At 61.9% G+C, this 18,845-nt stretch carries 12 protein-coding genes and 1 other RNA gene; 7 read left to right on the top strand and 6 right to left on the bottom strand.

What is annotated here, in order from left to right; translation table 11 throughout:
• Positions 1 to 12 precede the first annotated feature (12 nt).
• Positions 13 to 1,203, bottom strand: a complete 1,191-nt coding sequence (locus CFII68_RS11565; RefSeq protein ID WP_018608652.1) for a benzoate/H(+) symporter BenE family transporter — start codon at positions 1,201 to 1,203, stop codon at positions 13 to 15.
• 244 nt (positions 1,204 to 1,447) lie between these two features.
• On the opposite strand from CFII68_RS11565, the gene CFII68_RS11570 reads away from it, so the two are divergent.
• A complete protein-coding gene (locus CFII68_RS11570) occupies positions 1,448 to 2,212 on the top strand; it encodes a GntR family transcriptional regulator (RefSeq protein WP_003183531.1) in 765 nt (254 codons plus the stop codon).
• A gap of 138 nt (positions 2,213 to 2,350) precedes the next feature.
• On the opposite strand, the gene guaD is transcribed toward CFII68_RS11570, so the two are convergent.
• The 4 genes from guaD to xdhA form a co-directional block, all read right to left on the bottom strand.
• Positions 2,351 to 3,655, bottom strand: a complete 1,305-nt coding sequence (guaD, locus tag CFII68_RS11575; protein ID WP_018608651.1) for a guanine deaminase — start codon at positions 3,653 to 3,655, stop codon at positions 2,351 to 2,353.
• 19 nt (positions 3,656 to 3,674) lie between these two features.
• Entirely contained in the window at positions 3,675 to 4,517 is an 843-nt protein-coding gene (gene xdhC, locus CFII68_RS11580; protein WP_018608650.1) for a xanthine dehydrogenase accessory protein XdhC, read from the bottom strand.
• 128 nt (positions 4,518 to 4,645) lie between these two features.
• Positions 4,646 to 7,039, bottom strand: coding sequence for a xanthine dehydrogenase molybdopterin binding subunit (xdhB, locus tag CFII68_RS11585; RefSeq protein ID WP_018608649.1), 2,394 nt, complete (start codon positions 7,037 to 7,039; stop codon positions 4,646 to 4,648).
• On the bottom strand, positions 7,032 to 8,486 hold the full coding sequence (xdhA, locus tag CFII68_RS11590) for a xanthine dehydrogenase small subunit (protein ID WP_018608648.1): 1,455 nt from the start codon (positions 8,484 to 8,486) through the stop codon (positions 7,032 to 7,034). Before xdhA ends, xdhB begins: the two co-directional genes overlap by 8 nt.
• Before the next feature lie 382 nt (positions 8,487 to 8,868).
• Here xdhA and CFII68_RS11595 point away from each other — a divergent pair, with 382 nt between their 5' ends.
• The 6 genes from CFII68_RS11595 to ffs all read left to right on the top strand — a co-directional run bounded on the left by CFII68_RS11595 (position 8,869) and on the right by ffs (position 18,309).
• Positions 8,869 to 9,528 (top strand): GntR family transcriptional regulator, encoded by a 660-nt coding sequence (locus CFII68_RS11595; RefSeq protein ID WP_018608647.1) that lies wholly within the window; start codon positions 8,869 to 8,871, stop codon positions 9,526 to 9,528.
• A gap of 2 nt (positions 9,529 to 9,530) precedes the next feature.
• Positions 9,531 to 13,019 (top strand): chromosome segregation protein SMC, encoded by a 3,489-nt coding sequence (smc, locus tag CFII68_RS11600; RefSeq protein WP_018608646.1) that lies wholly within the window; start codon positions 9,531 to 9,533, stop codon positions 13,017 to 13,019.
• 258 nt (positions 13,020 to 13,277) lie between these two features.
• Complete coding sequence (gene zipA / locus CFII68_RS11605) at positions 13,278 to 14,123, top strand: cell division protein ZipA (RefSeq protein WP_018608644.1); 846 nt, start codon at positions 13,278 to 13,280, stop codon at positions 14,121 to 14,123.
• A gap of 134 nt (positions 14,124 to 14,257) precedes the next feature.
• On the top strand, positions 14,258 to 16,615 hold the full coding sequence (gene ligA / locus CFII68_RS11610) for an NAD-dependent DNA ligase LigA (protein WP_018608642.1): 2,358 nt from the start codon (positions 14,258 to 14,260) through the stop codon (positions 16,613 to 16,615).
• A gap of 119 nt (positions 16,616 to 16,734) precedes the next feature.
• Positions 16,735 to 17,895, top strand: a complete 1,161-nt coding sequence (locus CFII68_RS11615; RefSeq protein ID WP_018608640.1) for a putative zinc-binding metallopeptidase — start codon at positions 16,735 to 16,737, stop codon at positions 17,893 to 17,895.
• 317 nt (positions 17,896 to 18,212) lie between these two features.
• An RNA gene (gene ffs, locus CFII68_RS26880) (signal recognition particle sRNA small type) lies at positions 18,213 to 18,309 on the top strand.
• 183 nt (positions 18,310 to 18,492) lie between these two features.
• On the opposite strand, the gene CFII68_RS11620 is transcribed toward ffs, so the two are convergent.
• Positions 18,493 to 18,807, bottom strand: coding sequence for a helix-turn-helix domain-containing protein (locus CFII68_RS11620; RefSeq protein ID WP_018608638.1), 315 nt, complete (start codon positions 18,805 to 18,807; stop codon positions 18,493 to 18,495).
• Positions 18,808 to 18,845: the final 38 nt, after the last annotated feature.

The raw sequence follows: 18,845 nt of genomic DNA, 5'->3' as shown, positions 1-18,845 counted from the left end.
GCTTTTAAGCTCTCAGGCGCTACGCCAGTTCAGGATCAGCAAGGTCAACACCCCCGCCACAATCCCCCAGAACGCCGAACCGATGGAGAACAGCGTCAGTCCCGACGCCGTGACCATGAAGGTGATCAGTGCCGCTTCCCGCTCCTTCACTTCGCTCATGGCGATGCTCAAGCCGTTGATGATCGACCCGAACAGCGCCAAGGCCGCGATGGACAGCACCAGCTCCTTGGGCAGCGCCGCGAACAACGCCGCCAGCGTCGCGCCGAACACCCCGGCAATCCCGTAGAAAATTCCGCACCAGACCGCCGCCGTGTAACGCTTGTTGCGATCTTCGTGGGCGTGGGGGCCGGTGCAGATCGCCGCGCTGATGGCCGCCAGGTTGATGCCGTGGGAACCGAACGGCGCCAGCAGCAGCGAGGCGATGCCGGTGCTGGTGATCAATGGTGAGGCAGGCACGTGGTAACCATCGGCCCGCAGCACGGCGATGCCGGGCATGTTCTGCGAGGTCATCGCCACCACGAACAACGGAATGCCGATGCTGATGGTGGCCGCCAGGGAAAAGTGTGGCGTGGTCCAGACCGGTGTCGCGACTTCCAGGGCAAAGCCGCTGAAGTCCAACAGCCCCATCAGGCCCGACAGCGCCGTACCGATCAACAGTGCCGCCAGTACCGCGTAGCGGGGCGACAGGCGCTTGACGATCAGATAGGTGAAAAACATCCCCAGCACCAGGCCGGTGCGATGCTGGGTGGCGATAAAAATCTCGCTGCCGATCTTGAACAGGATCCCCGCCAGCAGCGCCGCCGCCAGTGAGGCTGGAATACGCTTGACCAGGCGCTCGAAACTGCCGGTCAGGCCACAGATCGTCACCAATACTGCACAGGTGATATAGGCGCCGATGGCCTCGCCATAACTCACGCCGCCCAGGCTGGTGATCAGCAGCGCTGCGCCGGGTGTCGACCAGGCGATGGTGATCGGTGTGCGATAGCGCAGCGACAGGCCGATGGAACACACCGCCATGCCGATGGAGATCGCCCAGATCCACGAGGAAATCTGCCCGCTGGTCAGCCCGGCTGCCTGGCCGGCCTGGAACATCAGCACCAGGGAACTGGTGTAGCCGGTCATCATCGCGATGAACCCGGCGACGATGGCTGAAGGTGAGGTATCGGCCAATGGACGAAGTGGCGTGGTCGTGACTTCGGTCATGGTGGGCGGTGGTCCTTGTTGTAGATTGGCTGGGCTTGATCGCGCCACAGATTTTGGGTTTGCAGCCTAAACTCAACGCAGTAGCCGATTGCAATACAGCCATGCCCGCAAACAGCCGTACAGTCGTGTTGCCATCAGAGGTTGTGTACAATCGAGCTGTTTTTTACGCGATACTTGCCAGCGACCCGCTGTGCCGTATTACAGTCACGGTCAATTCGCCGCAGTTCTCCCGACTCGAGTGCCCATGAACGAACAGTTGCAACCCCTCAAGAAACAACCGCGAGCCGGTAAAGCCGGCCGCAGCGGAACCCAGGACGATATTGTCTATGCGCATATCTTCGAGGCCATCCTCGAACAACGCCTGGCGCCCGGTACCAAGTTGAGCGAAGAGGCACTGGGGGAGATTTTCGGGGTCAGCCGCACGATCATTCGCCGGGCGCTGTCACGCCTGGCCCACGAAGGCGTGGTGTTGCTGCGGCCCAACCGCGGTGCCGTGGTGGCGAGCCCGAGTGTCGAAGAGGCTCGCCAGGTGTTCATGGCCCGGCGCCTGGTGGAAAGGGCGATCACCGAATTGGCGGTGCAGCATGCCACGGCCGAACAATTGGCTGAGCTGCGGCAGATGGTCAGCGACGAGCGCGACAGTTTCTCCCGTGGCGACCGCGGCGCCGGCATCCGTTTGTCGGGCGAGTTTCACCTCAAGCTGGCCGAAGCGGCGAAGAATGCCCCGCTGATCAGTTTCCAGCGCAGCCTGGTGTCCCAGACGTCGCTGATCATCGCCCAGTACGAAAGCGGCAACCGTTCCCACTGTTCCTATGACGAACACACCCAGTTGATCGACGCCATCGAGGCGCGCGATGCCACGCTGGCAGTGGACCTGATGATGCATCACATGGACCACATCGACAGCAAGCTCAACCTCGACGAGGAAAGCGCGTCGGATGACTTGCATGCGGTGTTCTCGCACCTGCTGCAGAGCAAGAAGCCTGGGCGGTCGACGGCTAAGCTCTGATTGAGTTGAGTCAGCGGCACCGAGTCGCCCCCTTCGCGAGCAAGCCCGCTCCCACATTCGACCGTGTTGTCATGACATACGCGGATCAAATGTGGGAGCGGGCTTGCTCGCGAAAGCGGTGTGACAGGCGAATGAAATCTACCGCTGATGCACCAACTTACCGGCCGCATACGTCTGCGCCACCGTCCGGTCATCCCCCAGCGTCATCAACACGAACAACCGCTCGGCAATGTCCTTGGCCTGCTTGAGGCGATAGCCCAGCAGCGGCGTGGCGTTGTAGTCCAGCACCAGGAAGTCCGCATCGGAACCCGGTTGCAACGTCCCGATTTTGTCCTCCAGGCGCAGGGCTCGGGCGCCGCCCAGGGTGGCCAGGTACAGCGACTTGAACGGGCTCAGCCGCGCGCCCTGTAACTGCATCACTTTGTAGGCTTCGTTCAGGGTTTGCAGCAGCGAAAAACTGGTGCCGCCACCCACGTCGGTGCCTAATCCCACGTGCACTTTATGCCTCTCAGCCATCGGCAGGTTGAACAGGCCGCTGCCGAGGAAGAAGTTCGAGGTCGGGCAGAAGGCGATGGCCGAACCGGTCTCGGCCAGGCGTGCACATTCGTCGTCGCACAAATGCACGCCATGGGCGAACACTGAGCGCTCGCCGAGCAACTGGTAGTGATCGTAGACGTCCAGATAACCCTTGCGCTCCGGGAACAGCTCCTTGACCCACTGCACCTCCTGCAGGTTCTCGCTGATGTGGGTCTGCATGTACAAGTCTGGGTATTCCCCCAGCAACTGACCGGCCAGGGCCAGTTGTTCCGGGGTGCTGGTAGGGGCGAAGCGCGGGGTCACCGCGTAGTGCAGGCGGCCCTTGCCGTGCCAGCGCTCGATCAGCGCCTTGCTCTCGGTGTAGCTGGATTCGGCAGTGTCGATCAGGTAGTCCGGGGCATTGCGGTCCATCATCACTTTGCCGGCGATCATCCGCAGATCGAGCTTCTGGGCCACTTCAAAAAACGAATTCACCGATTGCGGGTGCACGCTGCCGAACACCAGCGCGGTGGTGGTGCCGTTGCGCAGCAATTCCTTGACGAAAATATCGGCCACGGTATCGGCGTGGGCCTTGTCGGCGAACTGGCTTTCGCAGGGGAAGGTGTAGGTGTTGAGCCAGTCCAGCAATTGCTCGCCATAGGCGCCGACCATGCCGGTCTGTGGCAGGTGGATGTGAGTGTCGATCAACCCGGGGGTGATCAGCGCGTCCGGGTAATGAGTGACTTCGATGTCCGCTGCGAGGGTTGGCAGCAGGTCATGGGCGTGGCCGATGGCGCTGATCTGGCCGTTTTCCACCACCAGCAAGCCGTCTTCGAAATATTCATAGGACGCCTCGATACCGACTTCGGCCGGGTCGGCGAGGCTGTGGAGCAGGGCGGCGCGGTAGGCTTTGCGTGTCAGGGGCATGGGCATTCTCAACGAGTGTTCAACGGTTTGCCTGGCTACGGCGCGAGGCCGGCAGCAGCTTGGCAATCGGTTCGGCGCGGGCGGTGTGCTGGCCGAAATCGGCGTTATAGGTGGCGATGATTTCGCCGGCGATGGAGATGGCGATTTCCACAGGCAACTTGCCTTTGACTTCGCCGATGCCCATCGGGCAACGCATGCGCTGCAAGGTGCTGCTGTCAACACCACGATCACGCAGGCGATGCTCGAACTTGACCCGTTTGGTCTTCGAACCGATCAGGCCGAAGTAGGCAAAGTCGTTGCGCTTGAGGATCGCGGCGCTCAGTTCCAGGTCGAGCTGATGGTTGTGGGTCATGACGATGCAGTAGCTGCCGACGGGTAATTCGTCGACTTCATCCAGTGGCTCTTCGGTGACGATCTTGCGCACGCCATGGGGCAGCTGTTCGGGGAATTCCGCCTCCCGCGAGTCGATCCAGCGCACCTTGCAGGGCAGGCTCGCCAGCAGCGGCACCAGGGCGCGGCCGACGTGGCCGGCGCCGAACACGGCGATCTGCGCCTGGACCTGGCCCATGGGTTCGAACAGCAGCACGGTGACGCCGCCGCAGCACTGGCCCAGGCTCGCACCGAGACTGAAACGCTCCAGATGGGTGTTCTGCTGGCCGCTGGCGAGCATGTTGCGGGCGATTTCCATGGCCTTGTATTCCAGGTGCCCGCCACCGATGGTGTCGAACGTCTGGCTGGCGCTGATGACCATCTTCGAACCGGCGTTGCGCGGGGTGGAGCCGAGCTCTTCGATGATCGTCACCAGCACGCAGGGTTCACCGCGGGTTTGCAGGTCGGCGAGGGCGCTGATCCAGTTGTACATATTTCACCTCAACTGCTCGTTCCCACGCTCTGCGTGGGAATGCATCTTTGGACGCTCTGCGTCCGCTCTTCAAACTTCGACGCAGAGCGTCGGGGGCTGCATTCCCACGCAGAGCGTGGGAACGATCATCAGACGATTTCGGCTTCAATTTTCTCAGCACTAACCGCCTTCAACCCACGCATCTGCTCACACCCCCACAACACCCGCTCCGGCGTTGCCGGCGCGTCGATGTTCGGCTGGTGCTGGTAATCCCCCAGGCTCGCCACGGCGTCCTTGATGGCGCACCACGCGGCGATGCCGAGCATGAACGGCGGCTCGCCCACGGCCTTGGAGTGAAACACCGTGTCTTCGGGGTTCTTGCGGTTTTCCACCAGCTTGACCCGCAGGTCCAGCGGCATGTCGGCCACGGCGGGGATCTTGTAGCTGGCCGGGCCGCAGGTCTCTAGCTTGCCCTTGTCGTTCCACACCAGTTCTTCCATGGTCAGCCAGCCCATGCCCTGGATGAAACCACCCTCGACCTGGCCGATGTCGATGGCCGGGTTCAGCGAGGCGCCGACGTCGTGGAGGATGTCAGTGCGCAGCATCTTGTACTCGCCGGTGAGGGTGTCGACGATCACCTCGGCACAGGCCGCGCCATAGGCGTAGTAGTAGAACGGCCGGCCACGGGCCTGGCTGCGGTCGTAGTAGATTTTCGGGGTCTTGTAGAAGCCGGTGCTCGACAGCGAGACCTGGGCGAAATAGGCCTGCTGCACCAGCGCCTCGAAGCTCAGGATGTGATCGCGCACCCGCACATGGCCGTTGTGGAACTCGACGTCTTCTTCGCTGACCTTGTACTGCCGCGCGGCGAACTCCACCAGGCGCCGCTTGATGGTTTCGGCGGCGTTCTGCGCGGCCTTGCCGTTCAGATCGGCACCGCTGGAGGCGGCGGTGGGCGAAGTGTTCGGCACCTTGTCGGTGTTGGTCGCAGTGATCTGCACGCGGTCCATTTCCACCTGGAACACCTCGGCCACCACTTGGGCGACCTTGGTGTTCAAGCCTTGGCCCATTTCGGTGCCGCCATGGTTCAGGTGGATGCTGCCGTCGGTGTAGACGTGGATCAAGGCGCCGGCCTGGTTGAGGAAACTGGCGGTAAAGGAAATGCCGAATTTCACCGGGGTCAGTGCCAGGCCTTTTTTCAGGATCGGGCTATTGGCGTTGTAGCGACGGATCGCTTCTCGGCGCTCGGCGTACTGGCTGCTGTCTTCAAGTTCGGCGGTCATTTCCTCGAGCATGTTGTGCTCGACGGTCTGGTAGTAGTGGGTGACGTTGCGTTCGGTCTTGCCGTAATAGTTGGCCTTGCGCACCGCCAGCGGATCGAGCCCCAGGTGCCGGGCGATGGCATCCATCACCTCTTCGATGGCGACCATGCCTTGGGGGCCGCCGAAACCACGGTAGGCGGTGTTCGACGCGGTGTTGGTCTTGCAGCGGTGGCCATTGATGGTCGCATCGCCCAGGTAGTAGGCGTTGTCGGCATGGAACATCGCCCGGTCGACGATCGAGGCCGACAGGTCCGGCGAGCAACCGCAGTTGCCGGCCAGTTCCAGGGCGATGCCGTGCAGGCGCCCGGTGCTGTCGAAGCCGACGTCGTATTCGATGTAGAAGGGGTGGCGCTTGCCGGTCATCAGCATGTCTTCGACACGGGGCAGGCGCATCTTGGTCGGCTGGCCGGTGAGGTGCGCGATGACGGCGCACAGGCACGCCGGGCTGGCGGCCTGGGTTTCCTTGCCGCCAAAGCCGCCGCCCATGCGGCGCATGTCCACCACGACTTTGTTCATCGACACGCCCAGCACTTCGGCCACCAGTTTCTGCACTTCGGTGGGGTTCTGGGTCGAGCAGTAGACGAGCATGCCGCCGTCTTCGGTAGGCATCACCGAGGAGATCTGGGTTTCCAGGTAAAAGTGTTCCTGGCCGCCGATGTGCAGCGAGCCCTGGATGCGATGCTCGGCGCTCGCCAGTGCCGCGGCCGAATCACCGCGCTGGTGGGTGTGGCTGTCGAGCACGAAGTGCCGCTTGCGCAGGGCCTCGACCACGTCCAGCACCGGTTCCAGGTCTTCGTATTCGACGATGGCCGCCATCGCCGCCTTGCGCGCGGTGTCCAGGTCCTTGGCGGCGACGGCCAGCACCGGTTGGCCGACGAACTGCACATCATCGATGGCCAGCAGCGGATCACCCGGCAGCAACGGGCCGATGTCCTTCAGGCCAGGAATGTCTGCATGGGTAATGGTGATGCGCACGCCTTCGAAGGCGTAGCAGGGCGTGGTATCGATGCGGATGATCCGGGCGTGGGCGCGGTCCGACAGCCGGGCATAGACGTGCAACTGGTTGGGGAATTCCAGGCGGTCATCGATGTACTGCGCCTCGCCGGACACATGCTTGGCGGCGCTGTCGTGCTTGACGCTGCGGCCCACGCCGGTGGTCAGGTCGCGGGCGAACAGCTCGGCGAGTTCGGCTTGGGTCTTCTCTACGGTGTGATGGTTAGACATAAGCGGTCACCCGAGTCTCGATGTGCGGCGTTTGCAGTTCGATGAAGTATTTGCGCAGCAAGTTGCGGGCGCTGAGCAGGCGGTATTCCTTGCTGGCGCGGAAGTCCGACAGCGGCGTGAAATCCTCGGCCAGGGCAGCGCAGGCGCGTTCAATGGTGCTGTCGGTCCACGGCGCACCGATCAATACCGCCTCACAATGCTTGGCGCGTTTTGGGGTCGCGGCCATGCCGCCGAAGGCGACGCGGGCGTCGCGGACCACGCCGTTGTCGATGCGCAGGTTGAACGCCGCGCATACGGCGGAAATGTCATCGTCCAGGCGCTTGGACACCTTGTAGGCGCGGAACGCCTGTTCGGCGCTGGCTCGCGGCACGATGATCTTTTCGATGAATTCGCTTTCCTGGCGGGCGGTGACCCGGTAGTCGATGAAATAGTCTTCCAGGGCCAGGGTACGGCGGGTCTGGCCCTTGCACAGCACGATCTGCGCGCCGAGGGCGATCAGCAGGGGCGGCGAGTCGCCAATCGGTGAGGCGTTGCCGATGTTGCCGCCGAGGGTGCCCTGGTTGCGGATCTGCAGCGAGGCGAAGCGCTGCAGCAATTCGCCAAAGTCCGGGTATTCGGCTTTCAGGGCCTCGTAGCAATCGGAGAGGGCGGTGGCAGCGCCGATCTCCAGGCGATCGTCGAAGCGTTCGATACGCTTGAGTTCGGCGACGTTGCCCACGTAGATCATCACCGGCAGGGTGCGATGAAACTGCGTGACTTCCAGGGCCAGGTCCGTGCCGCCGGCCAGCAGACGCGCCTGGGGATAAGCATCGTAAAGATCGGCCAGGTCCGCGACAGTCAGTGGCACCAGGCAGCGTTTGTCGCCACTGTTGAGCTCACCGGTCTCGGTCGGGGCGATGGCTTTGAGGCGGGCAATAGTCTCGGCCTCGCGGGCATCGAACTGGTCTGGCTGCTTGCCACAGCAGGCCTGCTCGGCGGCGGCCAGGATCGGCCGGTAACCGGTGCAACGGCAGAGGTTGCCGGCCAGGGCTTCGTGGGCTTTATGGGCGTCGGGTTGTTCGCTGTTCTTTTGCAGGGCGAACAGCGACATGACGAAGCCCGGTGTGCAGAAGCCGCATTGCGAGCCGTGGCAATCGACCATCGCCTGCTGGACGCTGTGCAATTGGCCCTGGTGCTTGAGGTCTTCGACGCTGATCAGTTGCTTGCCGTGCAGGGACGAGACGAAGGTCAGGCAGGCATTGAGGCTGCGATAGCGAATGCGTTCGTGGCCATCGGCGTCCGTTTCCAATTCGCCTACCACCACCGTGCACGCGCCACAGTCGCCACTGGCGCAGCCTTCTTTGGTGCCTGGTTTGCCAACGTGTTCGCGCAAATAGTTGAGCACGGTCAGGTTCGGGTCCAGGGCGTGCTCGCTACGGAGTTCCTGGTTGAGTAAAAACTGGATCACGGAAGGCCTCGCAGACTCATTATTGTTGTATCGACGTGGGCCTGAATTTATCAGGTCTGACTTTTCGGTCAACGATTTTCTGACTTAAAGGTCAAGAAAAGCTATTTGGTCGATGAACAACGATCGATGGACACTGTAGAACCCTGTGGGAGCCGAGCTTGCTCGCGATGACGGCGGTATATTCAGTATGGATGCAAGATGACAGACCGCTATCGCGAGCAAGCTCGCTCCCACAGGTTCTTCCACAGGTTCTGTTTCAGCAGGAAAGCTCAAACTTTTTTGCTTGAATCGTGCCAAAAACCCGGTACAGGCCCTGCGCCATGACGTATCGAGTGCGCTACACTGCGCCGCTTGTGCAAATCGAAGAGTTTGAAGGACAACCATGACGTTCAAGGCCCCGGACAGCCTCGCCGAGCAAATCGCCCATCACCTCGCCGAACGCATCATTCGCGGCGAAATGAAACCGGGAGAGCGCATCCAGGAGCAGAAGGTCACGCTGGCGCTCAACGTCAGCCGCGGTTCGGTCCGCGAGGCCTTGCTGATCCTGGAACGACGCCATTTGATCGCGATCCTGCCGCGCCGTGGCGCCCACGTCACCGAACTCACCGAACACAAGGTGCGCAGCCTCTGCACGCTGATGAGCGAGCTGTACATCCTGTTGGGCAACGCCGTGGCCCATGGCTGGAAAGAGCAGGCCGACATGGCGCCGTTCGTGGCGATCCAGCAGCGTCTAAACGAGGCCTACGCGCGCCAGGACATCCGCACCTTCGTCGATGAAAGCTTCAGTGTGATGCGCGCTGCCTATCCCTTTGCCGACAACCCGTACTTGCAGGAAACCGTCGAGAATCTGCAACCGGCCATGAGCCGTGCCTATTTCCTGGCCCTGGACCAGCGCAAGGCGGAAATGAGCGAGTTCCTCGACCTGTTCCAGCGCCTGCTCGCCGCCGTGCTGGCCCGTGATTTGCCGCAGATCCGCATCGTGCTCACGGCCTACGCCCAGCGCAGTTGCGATCTGGTGGTCTCTGCACTGACGAAGGCCTGAACGTGCGGCTCAAGTGCATCAAGCTGGCGGGGTTCAAATCCTTCGTCGACCCGACCACGGTGAACTTCCCCAGTAACATGGCGGCGGTGGTCGGGCCCAATGGTTGCGGCAAGTCGAACATCATCGACGCCGTGCGCTGGGTGATGGGCGAAAGTTCGGCCAAGAACTTGCGCGGCGAGTCGATGACCGACGTCATCTTCAACGGCTCCACCAGTCGCAAGCCGGTGAGCCAGGCCAGTATCGAGCTGGTGTTCGATAACTCCGACGGCACCCTGGTGGGTGAATACGCGGCCTATGCGGAAATCTCCATTCGTCGCAAAGTGACCCGCGACAGCCAGAACAGCTATTTCCTCAACGGCACCAAGTGCCGGCGTCGCGACATCACCGATATCTTCCTCGGCACCGGCCTGGGCCCGCGCAGCTACTCGATCATCGAGCAGGGCATGATCTCCAAGCTGATCGAGGCCAAGCCCGAAGACCTGCGTAATTTCATCGAAGAAGCCGCCGGTATTTCCAAATACAAGGAACGGCGGCGCGAGACCGAAAACCGCATTCGTCGCACCCACGAGAACCTCGCGCGCCTGACCGACCTGCGCGAAGAACTCGAACGCCAACTCGAGCGTTTGCACCGTCAGGCCGAGGCCGCGAAGAAGTACCAGGAATACAAGGGCGAGGAGCGCCAGCTCAAGGCCCAGCTTTCGGCCCTGCGTTGGCAGGCGTTGAACGAGCAGGTCGGCCAGCGTGAGGCGATCATCGGTAACCAGGAAGTCAGCTTCGAAGCCCTGGTGGCCGAGCAACGCAACGCCGACGCTGCTATCGAACGCCTGCGTGATGGGCACCATGACCTGTCCGAGCGCTTCAATCTGGTGCAGGGGCGCTTCTATTCCGTGGGGGGCGACATCGCCCGGGTCGAGCAGAGCATCCAGCATGGTCAGCAACGGCTGCGGCAGTTGCAGGATGACTTGAAGGAAGCTGAGCGGGCGCGCCTGGAAACCGAGTCGCACCTGGGCCACGACCGCACGTTGCTGCTGACCCTTGGCGAAGAACTGGACAGGCTCACGCCAGAGCAGGAAATCACCAGTGCCGCCGCCGAAGAGGCCGCCGCGGCCCTGGAAGAAGCCGAGCTGACCATGCACGGCTGGCAAGAGCAGTGGGACAGTTTCAACCTGACCTCGGCCGAGCCGCGGCGCCAGGCAGAAGTCCAGCAGTCGCGCATCCAGCAGTTGGAAACCAGCATGGAGCGACTGGCCGAACGTCAGCGCCGTCTGTCCGAAGAGCGCACCTTGCTCGCGGCGGATCCGGAAGACGCGGCGATTCTGGACCTGAGCGAGCAATTGGCGGCCAGCGAAGCCACCCTCGAAGACTTGCAGGCCAGCGAAGACGCCCAGGTCGAACGGCTTGAGCAACTGCGCCAGGCTTTGCAACTGGCCTTGCAGAACCAGCAGCAGGGCCAGGGCGAATTGCAGCGGCTCAATGGGCGCCTGGCCTCGCTGGAAGCCTTGCAGCAAGCCGCGTTGGATCCCGGCACCGGCACCGCCGAATGGCTGCGCGACCAGCATCTGGCCGAGCGTCCGCGACTGGCCGAGGGCCTGAAGGTCGATGCCGGTTGGGAGCTGGCGGTGGAAACCGTGCTGGGTGCCGACCTGCAAGCAGTACTGGTGGATGACTTCGGCGGCTTCGACCTGTCGGGTTTCACCCAGGGCGATCTGCGCCTGCTCAGCCCGGCTGGCGACGGCGTACGAATCCCCGGCAGCTTGCTGGACAAGGTCGAGGCCCAGGTCGACCTGTCGCCCTGGCTGGGGCAGGTCAAACCGGTGGACAGCCTTGAACAGGCCTTGGCCCTGCGTGGGCAATTGGCGATCGGCGAAAGCCTGATCAGTCGAGACGGGTATTGGGTCGGCCGGCATTTCCTGCGGGTGCGCCGGGCCAGCGAAGCCGAGAGCGGCATGCTTGCCCGAGGCCAGGAAATCCAGCGCTTGGGCGCCGAGCGCGAAGAGCGCGAGGCCAGCGTCGAAGCCCTGGAAACCGAATTGCAAAACCTGCGGGCGCAACAGCGTCAACAGGAAAACGGCCGCGAACACCTGCGGCGGCTGTTGCAGGATGAAGCGCGCCAGCAAGGCGAACTCAAGGCGCAGTTGTCCGCCGGCAAGGCCAAGGTTGAACAACTGGCGCTGCGCCGCACCCGCCTGGAAGAAGAAATCGCCGAGCTGGGCGAGCAGCGGGCGCTGGAGCACGAACAGATCGGCGAGGCGCGCTTGCAGCTGCAAGACGCCCTCGATGCCATGGCGCTGGACACCGAGCAGCGCGAACTGCTGCTGGCCCAGCGTGACAGTCTGCGCGAGCGCCTGGACCGGGTGCGTCAGGAAGCACGCCAGCACAAGGACCATGCCCATCAATTGGCGGTGCGCCTGGGTTCGCTCAAGGCTCAGCACGATTCCACGCGCCAGGCCTTGGAACGGCTGGAAATGCAGTCCGAGCGCCTGACCGAAAAACGCGAGCAGTTGTGCCTCAATCTGGAGGAGGGCGAAGCGCCGCTGGAAGAGCTGCGCCTCAAGCTCGAAGAATTGCTCGACAAGCGTATGAGCGTCGACGAGGAGCTCAAGACGGCGCAGATCGCCCTGGAGGACGCCGACCGCGAACTGCGCGATGCCGAGAAGCGCCGCAGCCAGGCCGAGCAGCAATCGCAACTGATCCGCGGCCAGATGGAACAGCAGCGCATGGAGTGGCAGGCCCTGACGGTGCGGCGCAAAGCCTTGCAGGACCAATTGCTGGAAGACGGCTACGACCTCGATGGCGTGCTCGCCACCCTGGTGGCCGGGGCGAACGAGAAGGACGCCGAGGAGGAACTGGAACGCATTGCCCAGCGTATCCAGCGCCTGGGGGCAATCAACCTGGCGGCCATCGACGAGTACCAGCAGCAGTCCGAGCGCAAGCGTTACCTGGACGCCCAGAACGACGATCTGGTGGAAGCGCTGGAGACCCTGGAAAACGTCATCCGCAAGATCGACAAGGAAACCCGCAACCGCTTCAAGGATACCTTTGATCAGATCAACGGCGGTTTGCAGGCACTTTTCCCAAAAGTTTTCGGTGGCGGCAGCGCTTACTTGGAACTGACGGGCGAAGATTTACTCGATACAGGGGTGACAATCATGGCGCGTCCTCCTGGCAAGAAGAACAGCACCATCCATTTGCTCTCCGGTGGCGAAAAGGCGCTGACCGCGCTGGCCCTGGTCTTTGCCATCTTCAAATTGAACCCGGCGCCGTTCTGCATGCTCGACGAAGTCGATGCACCACTGGACGACGCCAACGTAGGCCGTTACGCACGGCTGGTGAAGGAGATGTCTGAAACGGTGCAGTTCATCTACATCACCCACAACAAGATCGCCATGGAAATGGCCGATCAGTTGATGGGCGTGACCATGCATGAGCCGGGCTGTTCGCGGCTGGTGGCGGTGGATGTGGAGGAGGCCATGGCCATGGTGGATGCCTGAACAACGGCTTGTAGGGCTTCTACTTGGAACGCTGTAGGTATTTTTTACCCTTAGGCCTGTTGTTCAAATCACAGATTGGGCACAAGCCTGTGCGACAGACGGTGTAAAGTTATCTTTGGTCGTGCTAGTTTAATGTCAATTTTTCGTATGCGTGGGCAAAATGCCATTCAGAACATAGAGTTGGCACCACGTTTTAAAGCGGTTTGCAAATAGCTAAGCCCCTTATTTTTCAGCATTTTTATAGAGGCACGGGATTACATGGAAATCGGTCTGCGCGAGTGGCTGATCGTCATCGGCATCATAGTCATTGCCGGTATTCTTTTCGACGGCTGGCGTCGCATGCGCGGCGGCAAGGGGAAACTGAAGTTTCGCCTGGATCGCAGCCTGTCGAACCTGCCCGATGAGGATGACAGCGCCGAACTGCTGGGCCCGCCGCGGGTGCTGGACACCCACAAGGAGCCGCAGCTGGACGAACACGACTTGCCGTCGATGAGCGCATCTGCCCGTGAACCACGGGAATCGGGTTCCAAGCGCGGCAAGCGCAACAGCGAGCCGTCCCAGGGTGATTTGAACCTGAACCTCGACCTGGATGGTGGGCCGAGCTTCAGCAGCCGCGACAACGATTTCCCGGACGAGAACAAAACGTCGGGCGCCGACAAAGACCAGGCCCAGGCTGAAGAAGTGCTGGTGATCAGCGTGATCTGCCGCGACCCGGCTGGCTTCAAGGGCCCGGCGTTGCTGCAGAACATCCTCGAAAGCGGCCTGCGTTTCGGCGAGATGGATATTTTCCATCGTCACGAGAGCATGGCCGGCAACGGCGAGGTGCTGTTCTCCATGGCCAACGCCGTCAAGCCTGGCGTGTTCGACCTCGACGACATCGATCATTTCAGCACGCCGGCGGTGAGTTTCTTCCTCGGTCTGCCTGGCCCGCGTCATCCCAAGCAGGCCTTCGACGTGATGGTGGCCGCGGCGCGCAAGCTGTCCCAGGAACTCAATGGCGAACTCAAGGATGACCAGCGCAGCGTGCTGACCGCCCAGACCATCGAGCACTACCGCCAGCGCATCGTCGAATTCGAGCGCCGGGCACTGACCCAGAAGCGCTGAAGTCGCCAGAGTCTTTATGGCTGGGGCTTTTTGTGGCGAGGGAGCTTGCTCCCGCTGGAGGGCGAAGCCCTCCCAAAAAGTCTTGAAAAAAATGAGCAGCCCAGGCTGCTCTTTTGCTTTATGAGAGAACACCCATGAACGCCGTTGAAACCCGCATCCAAAAGCTGCGCACCGAGCTGGATCAGCACAACTACCGCTACCACGTCCTCGACGAGCCGAGCATCCCGGACGCCGAGTACGATCGCTTGTTCCACGAGCTCAAGGCCCTGGAAGAGCAACACCCGGAACTGGTAACCAGTGATTCTCCAACCCAGCGGGTCGGCAGCGTGGCGCTGTCGGCGTTCAGCCAGGTGCGTCACGAGATCCCGATGCTCAGCCTGGGCAACGCCTTCGACGAAACCACTATGCGTGAATTCGACCGCCGGGTGACGGAAGGTCTCGACCTGCCCATGGGCGATTTGCTGGGCGGTGGCGCGGCGGTGGAATACAGCTGCGAGCCGAAGCTCGATGGCTTGGCGGTCAGCCTGTTGTATCAGGACGGCATGCTGGTGCGCGGAGCCACGCGCGGTGACGGCACCACGGGCGAGGACATCAGCGTCAACGTGCGTACCGTGCGCAATATCCCCCTCAAGTTGCAGGGCAGCGGCTGGCCGCCAGTGTTGGAAGTGCGCGGTGAGGTGTACATGTCCAAGGCTGGCTTCGAGCGCCTCAACGCTACGCAACTGGAAGCGGGTGGCAAGACCTTCGCCAACCCGCGCAACGCGGCGGCGGGGAGCCTGCGCCAGCTGGATTCCAAGATCACCGCCAACCGCCCGCTGGAATTCTGCTGCTACGGTATCGGTCAGGTGACCGCGGACATTGCCGATACCCACATCGGCAACCTCAAACAGCTCAAGGCCTGGGGCTTGCCTATCAGTCGTGAACTGAAGCTGGCCCACGGCATTGACGAATGCCTGGATTACTACCGCGACATCGGCGAGCGGCGCAACGCGTTGCCTTATGAAATCGACGGGGTGGTGTTCAAGGTCAACAGCATCGCCTCCCAACGCGAGCTCGGTTTCCGCGCCCGGGAGCCACGCTGGGCCATCGCTCATAAATTTCCGGCCTCTGAAGAACTCACCGAGTTGCTCGACGTCGAGTTCCAGGTCGGCCGCACTGGCGCTGTCACGCCTGTGGCGCGGCTCAAGCCGGTCAAGGTCGCGGGCGTGACCGTGGCCAACGCCACCTTGCACAACATGGACGAAGTGGCGCGCCTGGGTCTGATGATCGGCGACACCGTGATCATCCGCCGTGCCGGCGACGTGATCCCGCAAGTGGTGCAAGTGATCACCGAGCGCCGCCCGGACGATGCCCGCCCCGTGGAGATCCCCCAGCAGTGCCCGGTGTGTGGTTCCCATGTCGAGCGCACGCAACTGATCAAGCGCAGCAAGGGCCGTGAAACCATCAGCGAAGGCGCGGTGTACCGCTGCGTCGGTCGCCTGGCCTGTGGTGCGCAGCTCAAGCAGGCGATCATTCACTTCGTCTCGCGTCGGGCCATGGACATCGAGGGCCTGGGCGAGAAGAGTGTCGAGCAACTGGTGGACGAGGGCCTGGTGGGTTCGCCCGCCGATCTGTATGCCCTGACCTTCGAGCAGGTGGTCGACCTGGAAGGCTTCGCCGAACTGTCGAGCAAGAACCTGCTGGCGGCCATTGTCGACAGCAAGAAGCCGAGCCTGGCGCGTTTCATCTACGCCCTCGGTATCCCGGACGTGGGTGAGGAAACCGCCAAGGTCCTGGCTCGCTCTCTTGGTTCGCTGGAGCGTGTGCAGGCGGCTTTGCCCCAGGTGCTCACCTACTTGCCTGACGTCGGCCTGGAAGTGGCCCACGAGATCCACAGCTTCTCTGAGGACCCACACAACCGCCAGGTGATCAAGGACCTGCTGCGCCACGGTCTCGAGATCCAGGACCAAGGCGAGTTGGGCGCCGAGTTCTCCGCCAGCACGACCCTGGGCGGCTTTCTCGACAAGCTGAACATCCCCTCGGTCGGGCCGGGCGGGGCGCAGAAACTGGCAGACAAGTTCGGCTCACTCGAAGCGGTGATGAACGCCGACTGGCTGGACATGCGCCAGGCGTTGCCGGAAAAACAGGCCAACGCCGTGCGCGAGTTCTTCGCCGTTGCTGCCAACCGTCAGCAGGCCGAAGCAGCGGAGCAACAGCTGCGCGACTTCGGTATGCATTGGCAAAGCGAGAAGAAAGTCGTCGAAGGCTTGCCCGAAGCAGGGCACACCTGGGTGCTGACCGGTTCGCTGGAGTTGATGAGCCGCGACGTCGCCAAGGACAAGCTGGAGAGCCTGGGGGCGAAGGTCGCCGGTTCCGTGTCGGCGAAAACCCACTGCGTGGTGGCGGGGCCGGGCGCCGGTTCGAAACTGACCAAGGCCAATGAGCTGGGGCTCAAGGTGCTCGATGAACAAGCCTTTGTCGATTTCTTGACTGGGCATGGCATCGCGCTCTGAGGGCGCTCGGCTTTTGTGGGGAGGGAGCAAGCTCCCTCCCCACGGTCTATGACGCAACGCGTTGGAACGATCATGAACGTAAGGTGATCTAGTCTTGCAGGCTCCAGGGAGAGATCGCCATGTACCGCTTCTTCGAACAACTGAGCTCACGCATCGCCGCGCCGTTCCTGGGCGATCGGTCACGTAACAGCAAGGTCTGGCCGTGCCGCTGTGGCCAGTCGTTGTTTTTTCGCAATAGCCAGTGCTTGGCCTGCCTGGCGGCGCTGGGTTATCAACCTGAGCAGAGTCGCCTGACGTCCTTGCAACCCGGCGAGCAAGCCGGGACCTGGACGCTGGACGCCGATCCCCAGGCCGGGCTGTTCCGCCGTTGCGCCAACCTCGACACCGCGGCGGCCTGCAATTGGCTGCTGCCGGCCAATGGGCACGACACCCTGTGCGTCGCCTGTAGCCTGAACCGTACTATTCCTGACCTGTCGATTCCGGAAAATCCCGAACGCTGGCGCAAGGTCGAGACCGCCAAGCGTCGATTGGTCGCGCAGCTGATTACTTTCGGCTTGCCGGTCATCCCGAAAACTGTCGATGAAAACATCGGCTTGGCGTTTGATTTCATCGGCGTCGATCCCGACGGCACGCCGCCAACCACCGGTCACGCCAGTGGATTGGTGACCCTCGACATCAAGGAGGCGGACGATGCCCATCGCGAATACGTGCGCCAGCAGATGCGCGAGCCGTATCGCACCTTGCTCGGGCATTTTCGTCATGAGGTGGGGCACTATTACTGGGACCGGCTGATCGCCAACAGCCAGTGGCTCGAAGCCTTTCGCGAGCTGTTCGGTGATGAGCGCGCCAGCTACACCGAAGCCCTGGAGCGGCACTACCAGCAAGGCGCGCCGCTGGACTGGCAAACCCGCTACGTCAGCGCCTATGCCACCATGCACCCGTGGGAAGACTGGGCGGAAACCTGGGCCCATTACCTGCACATGATGGATGCGGTGGACACCGCCCTGGGCTTCGGTATGAGCGCTCGGGAAATGGATTTCGACTACCAGCCGTTTCCGCCCGAAACCCTATACGATTCCGAGCACGCTGGCGGTGCGGCCTTCCTCTCGTTCGTCAACGCCTGGATCGAACTGGCCGGCATGCTCAACGAACTGTCCCGCAGCATGGGCCAGCCGGATTTCTACCCGTTCGTCGTACCGGCTGCGGTGATCACCAAACTGCATTTCATCCATCTGGTGATTCAGGAAGAGGGTGGTCGTGCGGATGAAGTGCTGTTGTAGGTTCCTGTAAAAGCAGTCGGCATCCATGTTGGATGTGCCGACGCCTTCGCGAGCAAGCCCGCTCCCACACGGGTTCTCGGAGTGTTCACAGTCCGGTGTTCACCGCCGTTCTCCTGTGGGAGCGGGCTTGCTCGCGAAAGCGGTGGGGCAGTTTGCATCCATGTTCGATGCGCCGATGTCATCGCGAGCACGCTTTGCTCCCATAGCAAGTGCTTGAACACCTTCAGTTTTTTAATCCGGCACGAACGGTTGTAACTTCTTGCCAGATAGGTACAATGGCGCGGCTCGCCGTCAGGCGGGCGTCGTTATGGTGACCCCATCGGTCCCCCCGCAACGATTACCCGTGAACCTGGTCAGAGCCGGAAGGCAGCAGCCACAGCGGGAACATTGTGTGCCGGGGTGTGGCTGGTGGGGTTGCCTCCATAACGCCCAGGCCTTCGTTCGCAAGGTTTGCCACATTCAAAATTACTTTTCGTTTTGCTGATCGATATCGATCGGTGTTTTCTGCTGTTCAGGCTTTGGTTGGACAGGGCAGGCGAATGCCAAAGAGAATCCCAGCCGTCTCGCATCGATAGACCTGATTTTTCTTTTACTGCATCAAGGCTTGGACAAGGCCTGGTCGACCGCTGCGATCAGCTTTCCCAGGTCCTTGGAGGTGGCTTTGTGTATGACACCGAATAGATACGCCCGCTGTTCTTCCTCATCGCCCATGTCGGCAAAAAAGGCTTTGAGTTGTACGTCCAGCACATTGGCAAGCAGGAACAAGGCTTCGACGCTGGGGGTGTAGGTGCCGGTTTCGAAGCGGCTGATGGTTTTGGGGTCAAAACCGGTTTTTTCGCCAAGTTCAGCCTGAGTAAGCCCTGCTACTTTGCGGTAGCGTCTGATGGCTGGACCCAAGCTTGAAATTCGCATCGCTTAATTCCTATTTAGAATCAAGAACTTAACGATAG

Source organism: Pseudomonas sp. CFII68 (assembly GCF_000416195.1).
GTDB classification, from domain to species: domain Bacteria; phylum Pseudomonadota; class Gammaproteobacteria; order Pseudomonadales; family Pseudomonadaceae; genus Aquipseudomonas; species Aquipseudomonas kilonensis.
This window is presented reverse-complemented; position numbering and strand designations above follow the sequence as displayed.

Coding starts and splice junctions, on each gene's coding strand:
- CFII68_RS11565 (WP_018608652.1), bottom strand. CDS start 1,203: ATGACCGAAGTCACGACCACGCCACTTCGTCCATTGGCCGATACCTCA.
- CFII68_RS11570 (WP_003183531.1), top strand. CDS start 1,448: ATGAACGAACAGTTGCAACCCCTCAAGAAACAACCGCGAGCCGGTAAA.
- guaD (WP_018608651.1), bottom strand. CDS start 3,655: ATGCCCCTGACACGCAAAGCCTACCGCGCCGCCCTGCTCCACAGCCTC.
- xdhC (WP_018608650.1), bottom strand. CDS start 4,517: ATGTACAACTGGATCAGCGCCCTCGCCGACCTGCAAACCCGCGGTGAA.
- xdhB (WP_018608649.1), bottom strand. CDS start 7,039: ATGTCTAACCATCACACCGTAGAGAAGACCCAAGCCGAACTCGCCGAG.
- CFII68_RS11595 (WP_018608647.1), top strand. CDS start 8,869: ATGACGTTCAAGGCCCCGGACAGCCTCGCCGAGCAAATCGCCCATCAC.
- zipA (WP_018608644.1), top strand. CDS start 13,278: ATGGAAATCGGTCTGCGCGAGTGGCTGATCGTCATCGGCATCATAGTC.
- ligA (WP_018608642.1), top strand. CDS start 14,258: ATGAACGCCGTTGAAACCCGCATCCAAAAGCTGCGCACCGAGCTGGAT.
- CFII68_RS11615 (WP_018608640.1), top strand. CDS start 16,735: ATGTACCGCTTCTTCGAACAACTGAGCTCACGCATCGCCGCGCCGTTC.
- CFII68_RS11620 (WP_018608638.1), bottom strand. CDS start 18,807: ATGCGAATTTCAAGCTTGGGTCCAGCCATCAGACGCTACCGCAAAGTA.